Genomic DNA, 16,200 nt, shown 5'->3' with positions numbered 1-16,200 from the left:
TTCACACCTGTCACCCTCTGCATTGGGCGCGGAAACCGCGCCCCTACCCATCCACCCCAACACCCCATTACCCAAGCCCTTTGGGCAGGCTTCGCCAACACACCCCATCAGGGGTCACCCGGCAACGAAGACGGTGCATTGCTTCGCGTGGGCGAAGCCACGCCTTAGCGCTATGCACCCTACAACCCCCACCCCATCACTCCATCACTCCCCCACCCCATCACTCCCCCACCCCCTCCAGTGAGTATTAAATCTCCCCCACGGATAACTCATTGGTGTTCAATAGATTTCAGTGGATTAAAAGTAGTCAATAAGCAGTAGACACAGAGGACGATATCTTGAGTCATTCCATTGGTGACAATGCCCCCCACGGCGGCACCCTGATCAATCGCATCGTGTCCCCAGAGCAGCGTCAAGAGTTTCTTGCCAAGGCAGATCACTTGCCCGTAGTGCCCTTAGACGATCGTGCCTTTTCTGACTTGGTGATGATCGCCATCGGTGGCTTTAGCCCCCTGACCGGATTTATGGCCCAAGCGGACTACGAGACCGTCGTGACGGATATGCGTCTTGCCAACGGTTTGCCCTGGTCGGTGCCCGTCACCCTGTCTGTGGATGAGGCCATTGCCGCCCCCCTAGAGGAAGGCACCCTGGTGCGCCTAGATGATAGTAGTGGCCGCTTTGTGGGAGTCTTAGAGCTGACCCAAAAGTACACCTACGACAAGGTCAAGGAAGCCACCCACGTCTACCGCACGGATGAGGAGAAGCACCCTGGAGTCAAGGTGGTGTACGACCAGGGACCGATCAACTTAGCTGGCCCTGTGTGGCTACTCCAGCGAGATCCCCATCCCCTATTTCCTACCTACCAGATTGATCCGGCGGTTTCGCGGGCACAATTTGCGGCCAAAGGATGGACAACTGTGGTGGGTTTTCAAACCCGCAATCCCATTCACCGCGCCCACGAGTACATCCAAAAGTGCGCCTTGGAAATCGTGGATGGCCTCTTTCTCCATCCCCTTGTGGGGGCCACCAAATCCGATGACATTCCCGCTGATGTGCGGATGCGGTGTTACGAAATCATGGTGGATCGCTACTTCCCTCAAGATCGGGTAATTCTGGCCATTAATCCCTCAGCCATGCGGTACGCTGGTCCTAGAGAGGCCATTTTTCATGCTATCGTTCGCAAGAACTACGGCTGTACCCACTTTATTGTGGGCCGCGACCATGCCGGGGTAGGGGACTACTACGGAACCTACGACGCCCAATACATTTTTGACGAGTTTGAGCCCGGTGAGTTGGGCATTACTCCCCTCAAGTTTGAGCATGCTTTTTATTGCAAGCGCACGGGGACAATGGCAACAACCAAAACCAGCCCCAGTACCCCAGAGGAGCGGGTACACCTTTCTGGGACCAAGGTTCGGGAGATGCTGCGCCGGGGAGAATTGCCCCCACCAGAGTTTTCTCGACCTGAGGTGGCCACGGAACTGGCTCGGGCAATGCGGGCTCCCCAGGGCGTCTAGATTCCTCTTCATGGGGCTTGGTTTGGTACTACCCCCAATCTCCATGGCACGGTCGTCTGCTCTGGGCCTGATAGTTGAAACGACCGCTAGGAGTGAAACAGCAGCATTGTGGCGCTGGGACGACGAGCATTTGGGCAACGGCTAGGGCTGGTCCTAGCCGCACTGGGATTAGCCGATAGCAGTTTGACCGGCTGGGCGGGGGCCTATCAACGGGCCTTGGCTCAGTCGGCTGGGCGTCGTTTGGCGCTCTTAGTTGGCATTGATAACTACCCTGAGACGGTGTGGCAGGGGGATGGCGGAGCCGGACGGGGGGCTCCTCTGCGGGGGTGCACTACGGATGTGATGCTCCAGCGATCGCTGTTGATCCAGCGGTTTGGATTTTTGCCGGAGGATGTGGTGACTCTGGTGGACGGTCAGGCTACACGCCAGGGTATTTTGCAGGCGCTGGAGGACCATCTGGTGGCCCAGGCTCAGCCAGGGGATCTGGTGGTGTTCCACTTCAGTGGGTTGGGGGGCCAAGTCTACCTCAGCGATCGCCCCCAGCAGGCGATCCCCACGCTGGTGGCGGTGGACAGTCATTTGCCCCAGGCCAATCGTCCGGAGATTCAGGATTTGTTTGAAGCGGGGCTGGCGGCCCGCCTGCATCAAATTTCCAGTGCCCAAATTACAACGGTAATTGATGCCAGTCGAGCGGAGCCCCTGGGATGGCTCCAGGGTAATTTGCGGGTGCGATCGCGCCCTGTGGTCCCCACTGGAGAGTTGCCCCAGAGACAGCCAGAGGCGGACATGAAGCCAGAGGTCTTGGCCCATCCTTCTTGGCCCGGTTTGGTGTTACGGGCGAGTGGGCCAGACCGGGTGGCACTAGAGAGTGATTGGTCCGGCTTTAGCGCTGGGTTGTTGACCTACGCCCTGACCCAGCAACTGTGGGTGTCGCGATCGGGGCGTTTCCCCCAGGAGGTGTGGCAAGGTATCCGCCAAGCCATGACCCGCTGGCTTAAAACCGGGACCACAGCCCAGATAGAGGGAGGGGCAAGTCCTAATGTATCTCTGGGTTTCTATGGTGGGGGCAGCGATCGCATGACTCCAGTTGTGGGAGCCATTCAGTCCCTGGGGAAGGAGGGCAAGACGGCTACAGTTTGGCTGGGGGGGCTAGAGCCTGCAATTCTGGCCCACTGCGAAGCAGGCACCCGCTTACGCCCTGTTACCCCCCAATCCACCCTCCCTACTTCCCCTGAAACCGTGGTGGTACAGTCGCGTCAAGGGCTCACGGCGACCGTGCAGATCGTGACGCCCCCCGCCCCCGCCATGGGTATGGGGGTCGTGGAGGCGGTGCGGCTCTTGCCCCGTAATCTCTCTCTGACGGTGGCCCTGGATGGAGACTTGGCGCGAATTGAACGGGTAGATGCCACCAGCGCCTTGGCGAGCATTCCCTATGTGGCAACTGCGATCGCGGGAGAGCAAATGGCCGATTGTCTCTTTGGCCGAGTTCAGCTCCAGACCGCACCCACCCTGACCGCAGCAGTTCCCACAGACCAAAACGTTACCCCCATGAAATCGGCTCCAGCAGCCGGGGAGATCAGCCAAAACGGTTATGGGTTGTTTGCCCCCGATCGCACCCTGATTCCAGGCACCACCACAGACCAGGAAGAGGCGGTCAAAACTGCTGTAGGGCGTTTGAACCATCAGTTACAAAGTCTGTTGGCGGCAAAACTACTGCGTCTAACCCACAATCCGGTATCCTCCAACCTGCCCATCCAGTTCACCCTAGAAGCCGTCGGTAAACCTCGGCAAATTCTGGCCCAAGCGGCCACAGCCTGCCTGTCGGAACGGCGGCAGAGTAAACCCTCCGCTGCCCTAGCGGGTATTGCCAATATCCCAGAGCCAGAGACAGTCCAACGACTGCGGTTCCGGCTCCATAACTTTAGCCGTCGTCCCGTCTATGCCCTATTAGCCACCTTTGATCGCCATGGGCGTTTTTCTCTCTACTGCCCCACCTTGGTCGAGCCGCCCCTACCCGATGAACCCTTAGAAACCCTGGTCACAGCGGCCAAAATCGGTCCCGATGATCAACGTGTTTTTCCAGAGAGCGATGGGGGATGGCTTTTCAAGCATCCAGCGGGCACCCTGGAAGTCTTTGCAGTCCTGAGTATGACCCCCTTTCACCACACCTGGGATACCCTGCGGCAGCAGGGCATCGTATTGCAGGGAGACCGTCTGATCACCTTGTCCCAACCCCTTGCCGTCGCCCAAGCCCTTTTAGCAGATCTGGATAGCGCGGGGCGCGAGAATGCTCAAACTGAGAGCAAACCGACGATCGCTCCCGAAGACGATCGCTTCTTCCATCTCAAGATGGAAACCTGGGCCGCTTTAGCGATCGCGGCATAAACCTGCGATTAGGTGCCTGTCTCCGTCTCATCCTTTGGTGAATCGACCTTGGGAATAAAATCTGGGCGATCTTTGTCTTCCCAACCTGCGGGTCGTTTGGAGTTGTACCAAGCCAGAGAGCCAATGGCCACTGCTGCAACAAATCCCACCACATAGACAGCGGTGAAGTAGGGAAAGCTGGCCGCCTCAGCGGTAGCCAGCTCGGTCATCCAGATTAGGGACATCGTCATATTTTCCTTGCTAGTGCGTCTGGGTATTCTGTAGAGAAGAGATGGGGCTACTCCCCTGCCGAGTCCCCGCTGCCGCCACTGGGCGCAGGGGTGGGTGGGGGAGCCGGAGCTGGGGCCGGGGCTGGGGCAGGTTCTGGGGCCGGAGCGGGGGCCGGAGCCGGGGCAGGTTCTGGAGACGGAGCCGGGGCCGGAGCCGGGGCCGGAGCGGGGGCCGGAGCCGGAGGAGAGCTCCCCCCGCCACTGGATCCCCCACTCGGGGCCGGACGGCTACCGCTGCCCCCGCCGCTGCTGGGGGCAGCAGGTGTGGCGGATTCCTCAGAACTCGCAGGCGTCGGCTCCTGTTCGGCTACCCCAGAGGATTCACCCTCCGGGCGATCGTCCCTACTCTCGTCACTGTTGGGACTAGCTGTCACCCGACCAGGCTTCACGGGCTCCGCCTCAATGCTGCCCCGCCGTCCCGCCAGTTGGGGCAGGGGCGGGAATTCTTCAACGGGAATCTCGTCCAACAGTTGGGAAACAAACTGTCTCCAAGTGTAAGCAGCGGTGCTGCTGGCACCATAGGTGGGACTACTGTCATCATTGCCTAGCCAAACCCCCACCACCAATTGGGGGATGTAGCCGATGAACCACAGATCGCGGTTGCGTTCAGAGGTGCCCGTCTTACCCGCCACTGGGCGGCCAATGGCAGCTCTTGCACCGGTGCCCCCTTCCACCACCCCTCGGAGCATCCAGGTCATAATCGCGGCGGTGTCGGCATCCACCGCCTGTTGGGGCGTCGCATCGACGCTATAGAGGACATTCCCAGCACTGTCTACAATCCGCCGAATTCCATGGGCTTGGACATGCTTACCCGCCGTGGCCAAGGTGCCATAGGCGCTGGTAATTTCCAGCAGATTGACCTCGGAGGCTCCCAGGGCCATGGAGTAGGTGGCATTGAGGGGGGACTCAATACCCATCCGCTGAGCCATCTCGATTACGGGGTCGAAGCCCACGTCAATTAAGACCTTCACCGCCACGATGTTAATAGAGGAAGTTAGCGCCCGCTGAATGGAGACATTGCCGCTATAGCTACCGCCATAGTTTTTGGGCTCATAGCCATCCACCACAAACTTAGCGTCGGCATAGCTCTTGGAGGGGTCAAACCCTGCCGCGATCGCAGTGGTATAAACAAACGTTTTGAAGGTAGATCCGGGCTGCCGCTGGGCCTGGGTGGCTCGGTTGAACTGACTCTCATTAAAATCAGTGCCCCCCACCATGGCCTTAATCTCGCCATTGCGGGGATCCACCGCCACCAGAGAACCCTGGCCAAAGCGCTGCCGTTGCCCTTGGACCTCGACAGTTTCCTCAATGGTGCTCTGGGCCTTGCGTTGCCAGTCTATATTCAGCGTGGTTTCAACTTCCAGTCCCCCGGCTTCAATCACCTCCGGGGGCAGGAGTTCCGCCAGTTGTCTCTGAATGTAGATGGTGAAATAGGGAAACTCGCTGTAGAGATACCTCGGTTCCTTGGGGGTGGTCAGCAATTCAGCGGCACGGGCGGTATCCGCTTCCGCCTGGGTAATGACCCCCGTCTCTAGCATCCGACCAATGACCAAATTACGCTGGCGCAGGGCAGCAACCGGATCCACAAGGGGAGAGTAAACACTAGGAGCTGGGGCCATCCCCGCAATCATGGCGGACTCCGCTAAGGTCAACTCATCTACGGCTTTACCAAAGTAAATCCAGGCAGCATCAGCTACCCCGTAGGCCCCGGCCCCCAGATAGACCAAATTCAGATAGCGCTCTAGCACTACCGACTTGTCGTAGTCCTGCTGAATTTTCAACGCGATCAGGGCTTCCCGAACCTTGCGTTGAAAGTTGCGGTCTTGATCCAGAAAAACAATGCGGGCCACCTGCTGGGTGATGGTGCTGGCCCCTTCCACCACATCCTGCTGGCGCACATTAGCCAAACCAGCCCGGACAATAGCCTGAAAGTCTACACCACTATGCTCATAGAACCGCCGATCCTCAGCCGCAATGAAAGCTTCCAGAAGATCCGGAGGAATGTCATCGTAGGCGACCTTGTCGCGGGTAGCGGGACCAAGTTTCTGTAAAACCCTGCCATCCCCCGCTCTGATGGTGATGGTGCCACCCCGTTCATAGGTGAGGAGCTTAGCCGTATCTGGCAGTTGGGCATCCGTAGATCGCCAGACCCGATGGACCCGATGGGCTCCCCCCGTGCCCATGGCCCCCACCAAGAGTACCAGCCAAAACAAAGGTCGATAGTGCAGGGGTCGCCGATAGCGAGGCGATCGTACTTTTTGAGGTTTGGCCTCAGGGGATAGGGCTGCCCCCGCCACATCGGCTTGGGCAAAATTCTGATGCAGGGAATCTGAACCCCCAGTCTTCTGGTGTTGTACGGCCCAGAATCCTCGAAACCTAGAGAAGACGCTCGTCACCTTATGCCCCCATGCCTCTGTACTGCAATGGTTCCGGTATTGCAATGGTTATTAAAACGGCACCCCTACAATCGGACGCTGGGTTGCAGCTCCTGCCCATAACTGCGCAGATTCTACCAGCCTCCATCGTCCTAGACTACCGTGCTGTGACCCAGGGCCAATGCCGTCACCAACATACCCAAAACCAAGAAGGGTTGGGCACTAGCTTGATACTTCACATCGTTTTCCAGGGGATTCCGTAGAAAGTACATGTCTTGAAAGGTAATCTGGGGAATAATCAGCAGCACCAACAGCACGGCGTAGAGATTCTGGTGTACCGCCACCAGATAGGCTGCGATGCCCCCCTGGAAAATATCAATCATCAGCACACAGATCCAGGCGGCGGTGCCGACTCCGAACATTACCGGTAGGGAAGCGAGCCCCATCTGGCGATCACCCTCCACACTTTTGAAGTCATTGACTACCGCAATCCCCAACCCCGCCATGCTGTAGAACAGGGTTAGCAGCACAATGGTCAGGTTTAACTCCCCAAACAGAGCATGACCCGCCCACCAAGGTAGGGCAATATAGCTGGCTCCGAGGGCATAGTTGCCCAGCCAGCCATTTTGCTTCAGTTTCAGGGGCGGCGCGGAATAGATGTAGGACAAAAACGATCCCCCCAGGGACAGAGCGGTAATCGTGGGAAAAGTATGACCTGCCCAGCGATCCAAACCATAGGCAACGGCAATACCAGCCCCCAAGAGAAGCAAAATTTGCACCACCACTTGGGGAACGGAAATTGCCCCCGAGGGAATGGGGCGATAGGGTTCGTTGATGGCGTCAATGTCGCGATCGTAGAAGTCGTTGAGGGTTTGGGTATAGCCCGTCAGCAGGGGACCCGACAGTAACATACAGGCCGCCACCACCAAGACGGTTTCCACACTCCAGGTGAACTGTCCGGAGGAAGCGGAGCCGCAGAGGACACCCCAGATTAGGGGAATCCAGGTAATGGGCTTCATGAGTTGCAGGCGAATCTTCCAGATGGAGGTTTCCCCAGCGCCAGCACCCTTCATCCCTAGAAGTTGGCGGGCTTTGCTGCCGCGTGGGTCCGAGGGGGGGGGATCCTGACTCGGTGTAGTCGTGGTGGGGGCGGGCTCAGCCATAGTGGTTCTTGAAGTTATGAACTTAGATGTGGATTTAGCTTAACGATTACCACGATTCACCGTAACCCACCCATCGCTGTCTTTAGGCCATTTCCCGAAAAGAAAGTTTCCCCATGGAGCGCACAGCCCTGCAACCCCTAGGGAGGACCGTTTGGTCAGGTGCTAGTACCGCAGGCGTAAATCAGTCCACGATTGTCGTGTCAGCCCAACATTTTCCGGTTCCCTCTCCCCGTGGGAGAGGGCTAGGGTGAGGGGCTGAGTGTGCCACGATAGAACGGTCAGAGTATTTACGCCGCAGAGTGCTAGTTTCTATGGCGGAGATTGTCTGTGGGGGAACTCGCCGTGGAATCGCTGAGACATTTTTGCGGGAGGCCAACATTGGCTTGACGCTGGGCTTTAAGATTGAGGTTCTGTCAATTTTTGCCCCAGTCCGCTCAGCGGGAAACACCTGAATCTTCGGAAATACCACGTTGTCAGTCTTTACCTACCAATGCGAAGGCCGCTGTAGCCACACCGAGGCCCGAGCAGGCACCTTCACCACCCCCCATGGTCCTGTCCAGACCCCTCGGTTCATGCCCGTGGGAACCTTGGCCAATGTCAAAACCGTTACCCCGGCTCAGCTCCAGACCACCGGAGCCCAGATGGTGCTGGCTAACACCTACCATCTGCACCTGCAACCGGGGGAAGACATTGTGGCGGGGGCGGGGGGCGTGCATCGCTTTATGGGCTGGAATGGTCCCATGTTGACGGACTCGGGCGGGTTTCAGGTCTTTAGCCTGAGTGAGATGCGCAGCATCTCGGAGCAGGGGGTGACTTTTCGTTCCCCTAAGGATGGTCGTATTATTAACCTCACTCCAGAGGAGTCGATGCGGATTCAGATGGAGCTGGGGGCGGATGTGGTGATGGCCTTTGATGAATGTCCGCCCTATCCCGCCAGTTGGGAGGCGGTGAAGGTGGCGACGGATCGTACCTACCGCTGGCTGCAACGTTGTATGGCATCTCACCAAGCTCCCCACCAGGCACTTTTTGGCATTGTTCAGGGGGGGGTGTATCTGGATCTGCGTCGAGAGGCGGCGGTGGCTCTGACCGCGCTGGATCTGCCGGGGTATGCCATTGGCGGTGTGAGTGTCGGTGAGCCACCGGAGTTGATCGAAAAAATTGTCCAGGCGATTACGCCGCTACTGCCGCAGCACAAGCCCCGCTACCTGATGGGGGTGGGCACCTATCGGGAAATGGTGCGTGCGATCGCAGCGGGTATGGACCTATTCGATTGTGTCATTCCTACCCGGCTGGCGCGCCACGGCACCGCTTTGGTGGCGGGGGAGCGGTGGAACTTGAAAAATGCTCGCTTTCGCCGAGACTTTGCCCCCTTAGATGCCACCTGCCCCTGCTATACCTGTCAAACCTTTAGTCGTGCCTACCTCTGCCACCTGATCCATGCCCATGAGTTACTGGCCTTCACCCTGCTGTCAATCCATAACATTACAGAGCTGGTGAGGTTTACCCAGCGTATTCGCGATGCCATCCTCCGCGATCGCTTTGCTGAGGAATTCAGCCCCTGGCTGACTTCGGAACTTCCGGAAATCTAACTGTTGGCCGGGGCTACCGGGTGCGGTCGTGTTAAAATGTGTGGCAATTCTGAGAAACTGTGTTGAAGAGGTGGAAACGTCGATGGAAGCCGCACTCCTGCTCGCAAAACTGCCTGAGGCATACTCTATCTTTGATCCCCTAGTGGATGTCCTGCCCGTAATTCCGATCTTTTTCCTGCTGTTGGCCTTTGTGTGGCAAGCCGCAGTGGGCTTTAGATAAGCCTGCTGATCACCAGCCCTGGCTGTGGTAACAGACTTAATTCTGGCCTAGGGGATAATGCTGCAACATTATCCCCTAGGTCTTTTTAATTAACCTACAAAATCTTAAAACAGGGTGAGTTGACTGGGGTCGGGGGGAATCGCGTCCCAGGGAAGTGGGGGAAGGGTTGGCAGTGCAGTCTGTAGGTGGTGGTAGAAGTGCCGCGCGATCGCGGGGGATTGGACCTCGTCGGGGCAGTGGATAAACAGGTAGGTATCGATGCCCTGGGTAATCCAGTCCGTAAGGCGAGGGATCCACTCCTGGATATAGGGCTCGTTGGTGGGGCGGTGGGGATGACTGATGTAACGCACCAGGGTAAAGGGAGCCGTGATGATGGGCTGTAGTGGCACCTTGGGCTTGCGGCGCTGGGAGGTGAGCTGGGGATCCTCTAGTCCGTCCCCAAGTCCGTCGTACATGGGGCGACTATCCAGTAGCACCCTGCCTACCCCTAGACGGGTAAGCAAGTCCGTTAAGCGAGCGGTATGGGGCTCTTGGAACCAGGCTGCGTGACGGACTTCCACGGCTACGGGCACTGTGGCTCGGGGCCATTGGGTTAGAAAGTCTTGCAGATCCGAGAGGCGATCGGGGCCATAGCTGGGAGGGAGTTGGACAAAGATAGGGCCGAGGCGGGGACCCAGCCGTTGCAAGGTCTGGAGGAATTTTTGGGTGCCTTCTAGGTGGGGCAGCAGTGGCCCTTGGTGGGAGTAGAGCCGGGGGAGTTTGGGGCAAAACCGAAAGGTTTCTGGGGTGTGGGCGGCCCAGCGATCGACGGTGTCTGCGTCGGGAATGTTGTAAAAGGTGGTGTTGCCTTCGACGGCGGTGATGCGATCGCAATAGAGCTGAAGAAATTGTCTGGGGAGAGCAGTCGTGGGGTAAAAATTCCCTACCCAGTCTTTGAAGGCCCACACGGCACAGCCAAGGTAAAACATCCTGCCGTCTCCTGAACTCGCTCCCTAGAGAATAGGGTGTCACAATCAGGACGGTAGCCCTAGAATCGCGATCGCACTATGCCCTTTACCCATATCCCCCCATCCTGGCAACTGCCCGACAGCGCCGCCACCCCGGAAACGGCGTTCTGGAATCGCCGTAGGTTTATCAAAACCCTTGTGGGAGCGGGCATTGGGGCGTCTGCCCTGGGGCTCAACGCCTGCGGTCAGGCCCGTAATGGCGACATTGACCCGGCTCTACGTCAAACCCTGGGTCGCCCGCTGAACTCAGTGCGCCCCAACCCCGACTTTCGAGATGGCGGTCGCCCCATCACCGAGCAGGTCCATGCCAGCCGCTACAACAACTTTTACGAGTTCGGCGGCACAAAAAACATCTGGCAAAATGCCCAAAAACTGCCCACCGACCCCTGGACCCTAGAGGTCGGCGGGCTGGTGAACAATCCTCGTACCTATGACCTGGCGGATCTGACCCGGCGCTTTCCCCTAGAGGAGCGGGTTTACCGCTTTCGCTGTGTGGAGGCATGGGCCATGGTGGTGCCCTGGATTGGGTTCCCCATGCGGGCGTTGCTAGAGGATGTAGAGCCCACTAGCGACGCCAAGTTCGTCAGCTTCACCTCCTTCTACGACCCCAAAGTCACACCGGGACCCGCCTGGGAATTTGCTCTGAATCTGCCCTGGCCCTACGTGGAGGGGTTGAGAATTGAAGAAATGGCCAATGAACTGGCCTTCTTTGCCGTGGGACTCTATGGCCGCACCCTACCCAAGCAACACGGGGCTCCCATTCGCATGGTGTTGCCCTGGAAATATGGTTTCAAGGGGGGCAAGTCCATCGTGAAAATCGAATTTCTACGGGAGCAGCCCGCCACCTACTGGAACATGATCTCTCCCAATGAGTACAAGTTCGAGGCGAATGTGGAGCCGGAAGTGCCTCACCCCCGCTGGTCCCAATCCCGTGAGCGCATTGTCGGCTCCGGAACCAATCCCTTTAACTGGGAGGTCCAACCCACGGTGATCTACAACGGCTACGGCGAATACGTCGCCGATCTCTATGGGGTCTAGGGATATTGATCCCCAAGCAAGCCTCTACCCTCCCCACTCGTTCCTGTCCTAAACCGACTGGCGACTGATATGTAGCGACATGCAGTTGGATTGCGCCCCTACTGGAGTGAGATGAATACTGCCATACACTGCCGATAGTGGGGGTTTCCGTACCCGGTTGGGCTGTTGGATAGCCTCTAGAGAAGGAGCCTCCCTTTCTATACTGGATGGGTAGGGTTTTTTCCTGACCTTGGAAGTGCCCCTGCGGTTCTATCGAGCAATTGCCCATGACTCCTAACCCCGCTGTAATGGAAGCTGTCGAGTCCCTGGACTACCGGGTGACCGTGGGTGATTTGGCGGCCAGCGCTGGCCTTGATCTCAACACGGCCCAACGGGGGTTGATTACTCTGGCGGCAGATACCCAAGCCCACCTTCAGGTCTCAGAGGCTGGCGAAATTGCCTACGAGTTCCCCAAGAACTTCCGGGCTGTGTTGCGCAACAAGTATTGGCGAGTGCGCCTACAAGAAACCTGGGATCGAATCTGGGGCGTACTGTTCTACCTGATTCGCATTTCCTTCGGCATTTTGCTGCTGCTGTCGATTTTGATCATCGTGGCAGCGATTGTGGTGATTATCGTTGCACTCAACTCCTCGCAAAAGGATGATAACCGCTCCAGCAGCCGGAGTGGCGGCGGCGGCATGATGTTTATTCCTCGCTTTTGGGTGGGAGATCTGTTTTGGTTCTTTCACTACAGTCCCAATCGCCAGCGACAGCAGCCCCAGCGCCAGACCGGGCGCAGTGGCGACGATGATGACATGAATTTCCTGGAGGCGGTGTTTTCCTTTCTGTTTGGAGACGGGGATCCCAATGCTGATCTGGAGGAGAGGCGTTGGCAGACGATTGGCACTGTCATTCGCAACAACGGCGGGGCGGTAGCGGCGGAGCAGATTACCCCCTATCTGGATGGGTTTGGGGAAAGCTGGGCCAAGGATGATGACGACTACATGATGCCGGTGCTGCTCCGCTTCAATGGCGTTCCCCAGGTCAGTCCCCAGGGCAATATCATTTACCATTTTCCTGAGTTGCAGGTGACGGCAAACGAGGGTCAGGGAGTAGCCTCTAGGAGCTATCGCAAATCCAGTTCCGTCGCCGCCTATTTGAAGGAGGCATCTTGGCGCTTTAGCCAAGCCAGCAGCGGTAAGCTGACGATGGCGGCAGGGTTGGGTATCTTCAATTTTGTTGCCGCCATTGTGCTGGGGGCACTGATGCAGGATCCGGCTCTTGTGGCGGAACTGGGGGGTTTTATTGCCTTTGTCAACAGCATTTACTGGTTGCTGCTGGGTTATGGAACGGCCTTCCTAGCGGTGCCTGCGGTGCGCTATTTCTGGGTGAAGCGTCAAAACCGTCGCATTGAAACCCATAATGAATGGCGTCAGGAACGGGCGATCGCCCTCAACCAGATTTCGGAGGTAGTGCAGGACAAGATTGACTACGCCCAGAAGTTTGTGACCCAAACCGTAGTTACCAAAGACGATCTGGCCTATACCACTGATCAGGATCTGATTGAGCAGGAGGCGGATCAGAAGGAGAAGCTGGATGCGGAGTGGCTGAAGCGTCTCGATGGATCTGACTCTCCATAGAGACTCGCAGGAAAATAACGTACCGGTTGATCGGGCTTTCTCCCTTCAGAAGACGTTAGCTTTCTCCTTTGGGGAGAAAACCTGGCCACTGGTTACACTATTAACCCGCAGATCCCTAAGTCTGACTATCACTATCGTCTCCTGACTCCCGGTCCTGTGCTTCCCGTGCTGTTGCTTACGCCTATCCATGTTGATTGATTCACTGCCCTTTCAATTTTCCTTGGACAAAGTTGCGATCGCAGGGTCAGCCCTGTGGGCCTTGGGCCTGTATCTCACCTTTGCCACCCTGGGGCAGTGGGTCAGCAACGGCCTCAACCGTTGGTTCAACTTTGCCGAGCGATCGTTGTATATGTCTGAGGAAGAGTTCGAGCGCACCCGCAAAGGTCGAGAATCCCAAAACGCCTTTTGGGCCTCTGTCCTGAGCATTGTGCCGTTTCTGATAGTGGGGTTCCTGCTGCACTACGGGATTGAGGGGGGGCTGGGCACAAGCTGGTCCATCAGCCTCAGCCTAATTGTGCTGATGGGAAGTGGCATCTATGAACTGGGGCGGCGGAATAGTCAGGATGCAGATTCCTAGGTAAATTACTGCCGCCTTCAAGCGTCTCGCCTGCACGAGCAAGATGCCCATCCGACCTCCAAGCATCAATTCGGATTGCTATGGGACTGGAGTAAGGTCTGCACCTCGTCATCGGAGGTCTGGTCAAAATTGTCATACCATAGGCTGATGGACCGTAGGAACTCGGGCACTAAAGGACAGAGAATTTGGGCCACTTGGGGCTGCAAAATTCTCAGGGCCATTGGGGAGGCTACGGGTACCGCAATGACAATAGCGGCAGGATGCTGGGCGCTGAGGGTGGACACCGCCACCTGCATCGTCGCCCCGGTGGCGATGCCGTCGTCCACCAAGATCACGGTGCGCCCAGTCACCGAGGGCGCAGGGCGTCCCTGACGATAGAGCTGGTTGCGCCGGTGTAGTTCTTGATATTCCTGGTCAGTAACCAATTCCACCTGCCGAGGCGAAACGTCGCACTGGGCTAAGATGGCGGTGTTGAGGAGCCGTGACCGAGGCAGGGCAAGGGCTCCCATGGCCAGTTCTGGTTGTCCTGGTACCCCTAGTTTGCGCACTAACCACAGTTCTAGGGGCAAGTCTAGGGTTGTTGCGATGGCATGGGCTACGGGCACACCGCCCCGAGGCAGTGCCAGCACTAAACTCGTCGGGGGCAACAACGCTGCTGTTTGTGAAAGGAGTTGCTGGGCAAGCTGTTGCCCCGCGATCGCGCGATTAGGAAAGCGAGTCACCATGACACCGTTTTGTGGACCAAGGGATCGCTAAAAGCTACCACCGAAGCCCACTGAGGGATCCCCCATGGTGCTAAAAACCGTAAGTCCCAAAGGCAATTTAGCCTCACCATTTTCCCCAATGAATCCCCGTAGCCAGGGCATATTAGCAGGATCAAAAACCCCTTCCGAGGGCTCTTTTCTGCCAAAGGTGGCTTCATTTACCTGGGTGGAGATGGATTGGAGGCGTTCGGGATCGACATCTGGAGACAGGTCTCGGGTTTCCAGGGGCAGCAGACTGGTGGCGGTGCCAGGGGCGTTGTCTGCTAGGGCAGTTCCGCCATTAAAGCCCAGGGTCAAAATCGCGATCGCGAGCAGAGTAGACTTCTGCATTGCCTATACCTCAAATAATGACAGCCATTGGATCCCTCACACCCTTGTGTAAAGATAGGCGATACCCCTAGGGTCCAGCCTCTGGCGACAGGCTCAGTTTCTCTGGTTATAGCTAAGGCTTTTGGTAGATCTTTGAGGTTGTGTCAAATCTTTTCAGTATCCGCCCTAGCTGGGGCAGATACTCACCTGAGTCCAGAGGGGATAGCCGGTCCACCCCGAACCATCCTCGGCCAAGGCTCGGGGGCATGACCTGAGTGTTTTCACGGTTTTGGCCCTACTTTTTCACCCTATTTTTCTAATCGAATGGCATACCACTGCCAGGTTTGACCGGGTTGCTGTTCAAACTCACAGGCGGTATCCCGCAGGCAACGGGCCTGCTCGGCGATGGTGGCGAACTTAGCCAAGTCACGGGGGAGGTCATCTTGATGGTCTCCCAGCATCCCCTGTAGGCGCTCCAGTAGTTCCTCAGCGCTGAGGATTTCCTCCTCCTGACCGGGCACGAGGAGCACAAACATCTCTTCCTGATACATGAGCGGATGGGCCATGGAGGAATTCCTTGCGGTAATGTGCGGTAATGAATCTCTCTACAGTACTGGGGCTTTCAGCCATCCTTGAGCCGGAAGACGGCATAGGTGTTGACTGCTGCCAATAGGTGCTCAGCGGTATCAGTCCCCTCAGCAGGACGAAAATATAGCGCTCCACCGGAGCGGTGGAAGAAGGGCAGGCGGCCCCCAAAGTCAAAATGGGCAATGTCGATCAAAAGGTCATCCCTCCCCGGAGAGAAGGGATCCTGAGGTCTAGCCTGCTGGGGAGCCATGGCCAGGGAAAAAAGATGCTGTCTGGAGTGACGCCGCCGAGGCTCTGTAGCGGTCCGGATCCCCTGGACACAGCTCCAGGGAATCAACAACTCGATGCGGGCTTGAGGATCTACGGAGCGGTGGTGAATGGCTTTCACCTCATGCCACAGCCACAACAATCCTGCCGCCGCGATCGCGGTATAGATCAAAGACCCCACGCCCTCCACCAGTTTCGCCGCCTCTTGGTCGCTAAATTGGGACTGGGGAGAGGAAAACTCGTTCACGGCGGGCTGCATAAACCGCTCGGCGGTGGTCAGGTAGGTGATCGCTTGATCCATGCCGACAAAGGTCAGAATCAGCAGCAGCACCAACCCTACCCCCGCAGCCGTAAAGCGACGGGCCAACTGCATCCGCAGACGCCGGGGAATGCGATAGCCGAGCAGAGATAGTCCCTGGGCGCAAATCTCTATCTGCCCCGGCCCCACAATTGGGATCGGCACGGTGTCATGGCCCATCAGGGGCGGGACAAAGGTGCCACGAACGTCCATCT

General features: G+C 57.5%; 15 protein-coding genes. 7 read left to right on the top strand and 8 right to left on the bottom strand.

The window, feature by feature from the left end:
- The first annotated feature begins 338 nt into the window (after window positions 1–338).
- Entirely contained in the window at window positions 339–1,517 is a 1,179-nt protein-coding gene (sat, locus tag LEP6406_RS0215865) for a sulfate adenylyltransferase (protein ID WP_008318181.1), read from the top strand.
- Window positions 1,518–1,625: 108 nt separating this feature from the next.
- Window positions 1,626–3,902 carry a caspase family protein gene (locus LEP6406_RS0215860; protein ID WP_008318180.1) on the top strand — a complete coding sequence of 759 codons (2,277 nt, stop codon included), beginning with the start codon at window positions 1,626–1,628 and terminating at the stop codon, window positions 3,900–3,902.
- An 8-nt stretch (window positions 3,903–3,910) separates the two neighbouring features.
- Here the strand turns inward: LEP6406_RS0215860 and psb35 are convergent, their stop codons facing one another.
- The 3 genes from psb35 to chlG form a co-directional block, all read right to left on the bottom strand.
- Entirely contained in the window at window positions 3,911–4,132 is a 222-nt protein-coding gene (psb35, locus tag LEP6406_RS0215855) for a photosystem II assembly protein Psb35 (RefSeq protein ID WP_317133847.1), read from the bottom strand.
- Between the two features lie 47 nt (window positions 4,133–4,179).
- A complete protein-coding gene (locus tag LEP6406_RS0215850) occupies window positions 4,180–6,567 on the bottom strand; it encodes a transglycosylase domain-containing protein (protein ID WP_008318173.1) in 2,388 nt (795 codons plus the stop codon).
- Between the two features lie 131 nt (window positions 6,568–6,698).
- Complete coding sequence (gene chlG, locus LEP6406_RS0215845; protein ID WP_008318168.1) at window positions 6,699–7,709, bottom strand: chlorophyll synthase ChlG; 1,011 nt, start codon at window positions 7,707–7,709, stop codon at window positions 6,699–6,701.
- A gap of 470 nt (window positions 7,710–8,179) precedes the next feature.
- Between chlG and tgt the strand changes: the two genes are divergently transcribed.
- Complete coding sequence (tgt, locus tag LEP6406_RS0215835) at window positions 8,180–9,298, top strand: tRNA guanosine(34) transglycosylase Tgt (RefSeq protein ID WP_008318161.1); 1,119 nt, start codon at window positions 8,180–8,182, stop codon at window positions 9,296–9,298.
- An 82-nt stretch (window positions 9,299–9,380) separates the two neighbouring features.
- A complete protein-coding gene (locus LEP6406_RS0215830; protein ID WP_008318159.1) occupies window positions 9,381–9,518 on the top strand; it encodes a photosystem II reaction center protein K in 138 nt (45 codons plus the stop codon).
- Between the two features lie 104 nt (window positions 9,519–9,622).
- Here the strand turns inward: LEP6406_RS0215830 and LEP6406_RS0215825 are convergent, their stop codons facing one another.
- Window positions 9,623–10,486, bottom strand: a complete 864-nt coding sequence (locus LEP6406_RS0215825; RefSeq protein ID WP_008318156.1) for a DUF72 domain-containing protein — start codon at window positions 10,484–10,486, stop codon at window positions 9,623–9,625.
- 78 nt (window positions 10,487–10,564) lie between these two features.
- On the opposite strand from LEP6406_RS0215825, the gene msrP reads away from it, so the two are divergent.
- The 3 genes from msrP (at window position 10,565) to LEP6406_RS0215805 (ending at window position 13,759) form a co-directional block, all read left to right on the top strand.
- On the top strand, window positions 10,565–11,563 hold the full coding sequence (gene msrP / locus LEP6406_RS0215820; protein WP_008318154.1) for a protein-methionine-sulfoxide reductase catalytic subunit MsrP: 999 nt from the start codon (window positions 10,565–10,567) through the stop codon (window positions 11,561–11,563).
- A 266-nt stretch (window positions 11,564–11,829) separates the two neighbouring features.
- Window positions 11,830–13,182, top strand: a complete 1,353-nt coding sequence (locus tag LEP6406_RS0215815; RefSeq protein WP_008318152.1) for a hypothetical protein — start codon at window positions 11,830–11,832, stop codon at window positions 13,180–13,182.
- Window positions 13,183–13,369: 187 nt separating this feature from the next.
- The gene (locus tag LEP6406_RS0215805) at window positions 13,370–13,759 is read left to right on the top strand and encodes a hypothetical protein (protein ID WP_008318150.1); all 390 of its coding nucleotides are present in this window, start codon (window positions 13,370–13,372) and stop codon (window positions 13,757–13,759) included.
- 65 nt (window positions 13,760–13,824) lie between these two features.
- Here the strand turns inward: LEP6406_RS0215805 and LEP6406_RS0215800 are convergent, their stop codons facing one another.
- From LEP6406_RS0215800 to LEP6406_RS0215785, 4 genes are all read right to left on the bottom strand, one after another.
- The gene (locus tag LEP6406_RS0215800; protein ID WP_008318149.1) at window positions 13,825–14,484 is read right to left on the bottom strand and encodes a phosphoribosyltransferase; all 660 of its coding nucleotides are present in this window, start codon (window positions 14,482–14,484) and stop codon (window positions 13,825–13,827) included.
- A 27-nt stretch (window positions 14,485–14,511) separates the two neighbouring features.
- Window positions 14,512–14,853: a hypothetical protein gene (locus LEP6406_RS0215795; RefSeq protein ID WP_008318146.1), complete on the bottom strand. Its 342-nt coding sequence runs from the start codon at window positions 14,851–14,853 to the stop codon at window positions 14,512–14,514.
- A gap of 287 nt (window positions 14,854–15,140) precedes the next feature.
- Window positions 15,141–15,398, bottom strand: a complete 258-nt coding sequence (locus LEP6406_RS0215790; protein WP_008318144.1) for a CRR7 family NDH-1 assembly protein — start codon at window positions 15,396–15,398, stop codon at window positions 15,141–15,143.
- A 56-nt stretch (window positions 15,399–15,454) separates the two neighbouring features.
- On the bottom strand, window positions 15,455–16,198 hold the full coding sequence (locus tag LEP6406_RS0215785) for a hypothetical protein (RefSeq protein WP_008318143.1): 744 nt from the start codon (window positions 16,196–16,198) through the stop codon (window positions 15,455–15,457).
- Window positions 16,199–16,200: the final 2 nt, after the last annotated feature.

The sequence above is a fragment of the Leptolyngbya sp. PCC 6406 genome, assembly GCF_000332095.2.
In the GTDB taxonomy this organism is placed as follows: domain Bacteria; phylum Cyanobacteriota; class Cyanobacteriia; order Phormidesmidales; family Phormidesmidaceae; genus PCC-6406.
Note: the sequence above shows the minus strand (reverse complement) of the source record. Positions and strands in the feature narration are given on the sequence as shown.

What these genes read in the sequence shown, in the direction of transcription:
- psb35 (WP_317133847.1), bottom strand. Translation starts at nt 4,132, where the DNA reads ATGACGATGTCCCTAATCTGGATGACCGAGCTGGCTACCGCTGAGGCG.
- LEP6406_RS0215800 (WP_008318149.1), bottom strand. Translation starts at nt 14,484, where the DNA reads ATGGTGACTCGCTTTCCTAATCGCGCGATCGCGGGGCAACAGCTTGCC.
- LEP6406_RS0215785 (WP_008318143.1), bottom strand. Translation starts at nt 16,198, where the DNA reads ATGGACGTTCGTGGCACCTTTGTCCCGCCCCTGATGGGCCATGACACC.
- chlG (WP_008318168.1), bottom strand. Translation starts at nt 7,709, where the DNA reads ATGGCTGAGCCCGCCCCCACCACGACTACACCGAGTCAGGATCCCCCC.
- LEP6406_RS0215790 (WP_008318144.1), bottom strand. Translation starts at nt 15,398, where the DNA reads ATGGCCCATCCGCTCATGTATCAGGAAGAGATGTTTGTGCTCCTCGTG.
- LEP6406_RS0215830 (WP_008318159.1), top strand. Translation starts at nt 9,381, where the DNA reads ATGGAAGCCGCACTCCTGCTCGCAAAACTGCCTGAGGCATACTCTATC.
- LEP6406_RS0215825 (WP_008318156.1), bottom strand. Translation starts at nt 10,486, where the DNA reads ATGTTTTACCTTGGCTGTGCCGTGTGGGCCTTCAAAGACTGGGTAGGG.
- msrP (WP_008318154.1), top strand. Translation starts at nt 10,565, where the DNA reads ATGCCCTTTACCCATATCCCCCCATCCTGGCAACTGCCCGACAGCGCC.
- LEP6406_RS0215815 (WP_008318152.1), top strand. Translation starts at nt 11,830, where the DNA reads ATGACTCCTAACCCCGCTGTAATGGAAGCTGTCGAGTCCCTGGACTAC.
- LEP6406_RS0215795 (WP_008318146.1), bottom strand. Translation starts at nt 14,853, where the DNA reads ATGCAGAAGTCTACTCTGCTCGCGATCGCGATTTTGACCCTGGGCTTT.
- LEP6406_RS0215805 (WP_008318150.1), top strand. Translation starts at nt 13,370, where the DNA reads ATGTTGATTGATTCACTGCCCTTTCAATTTTCCTTGGACAAAGTTGCG.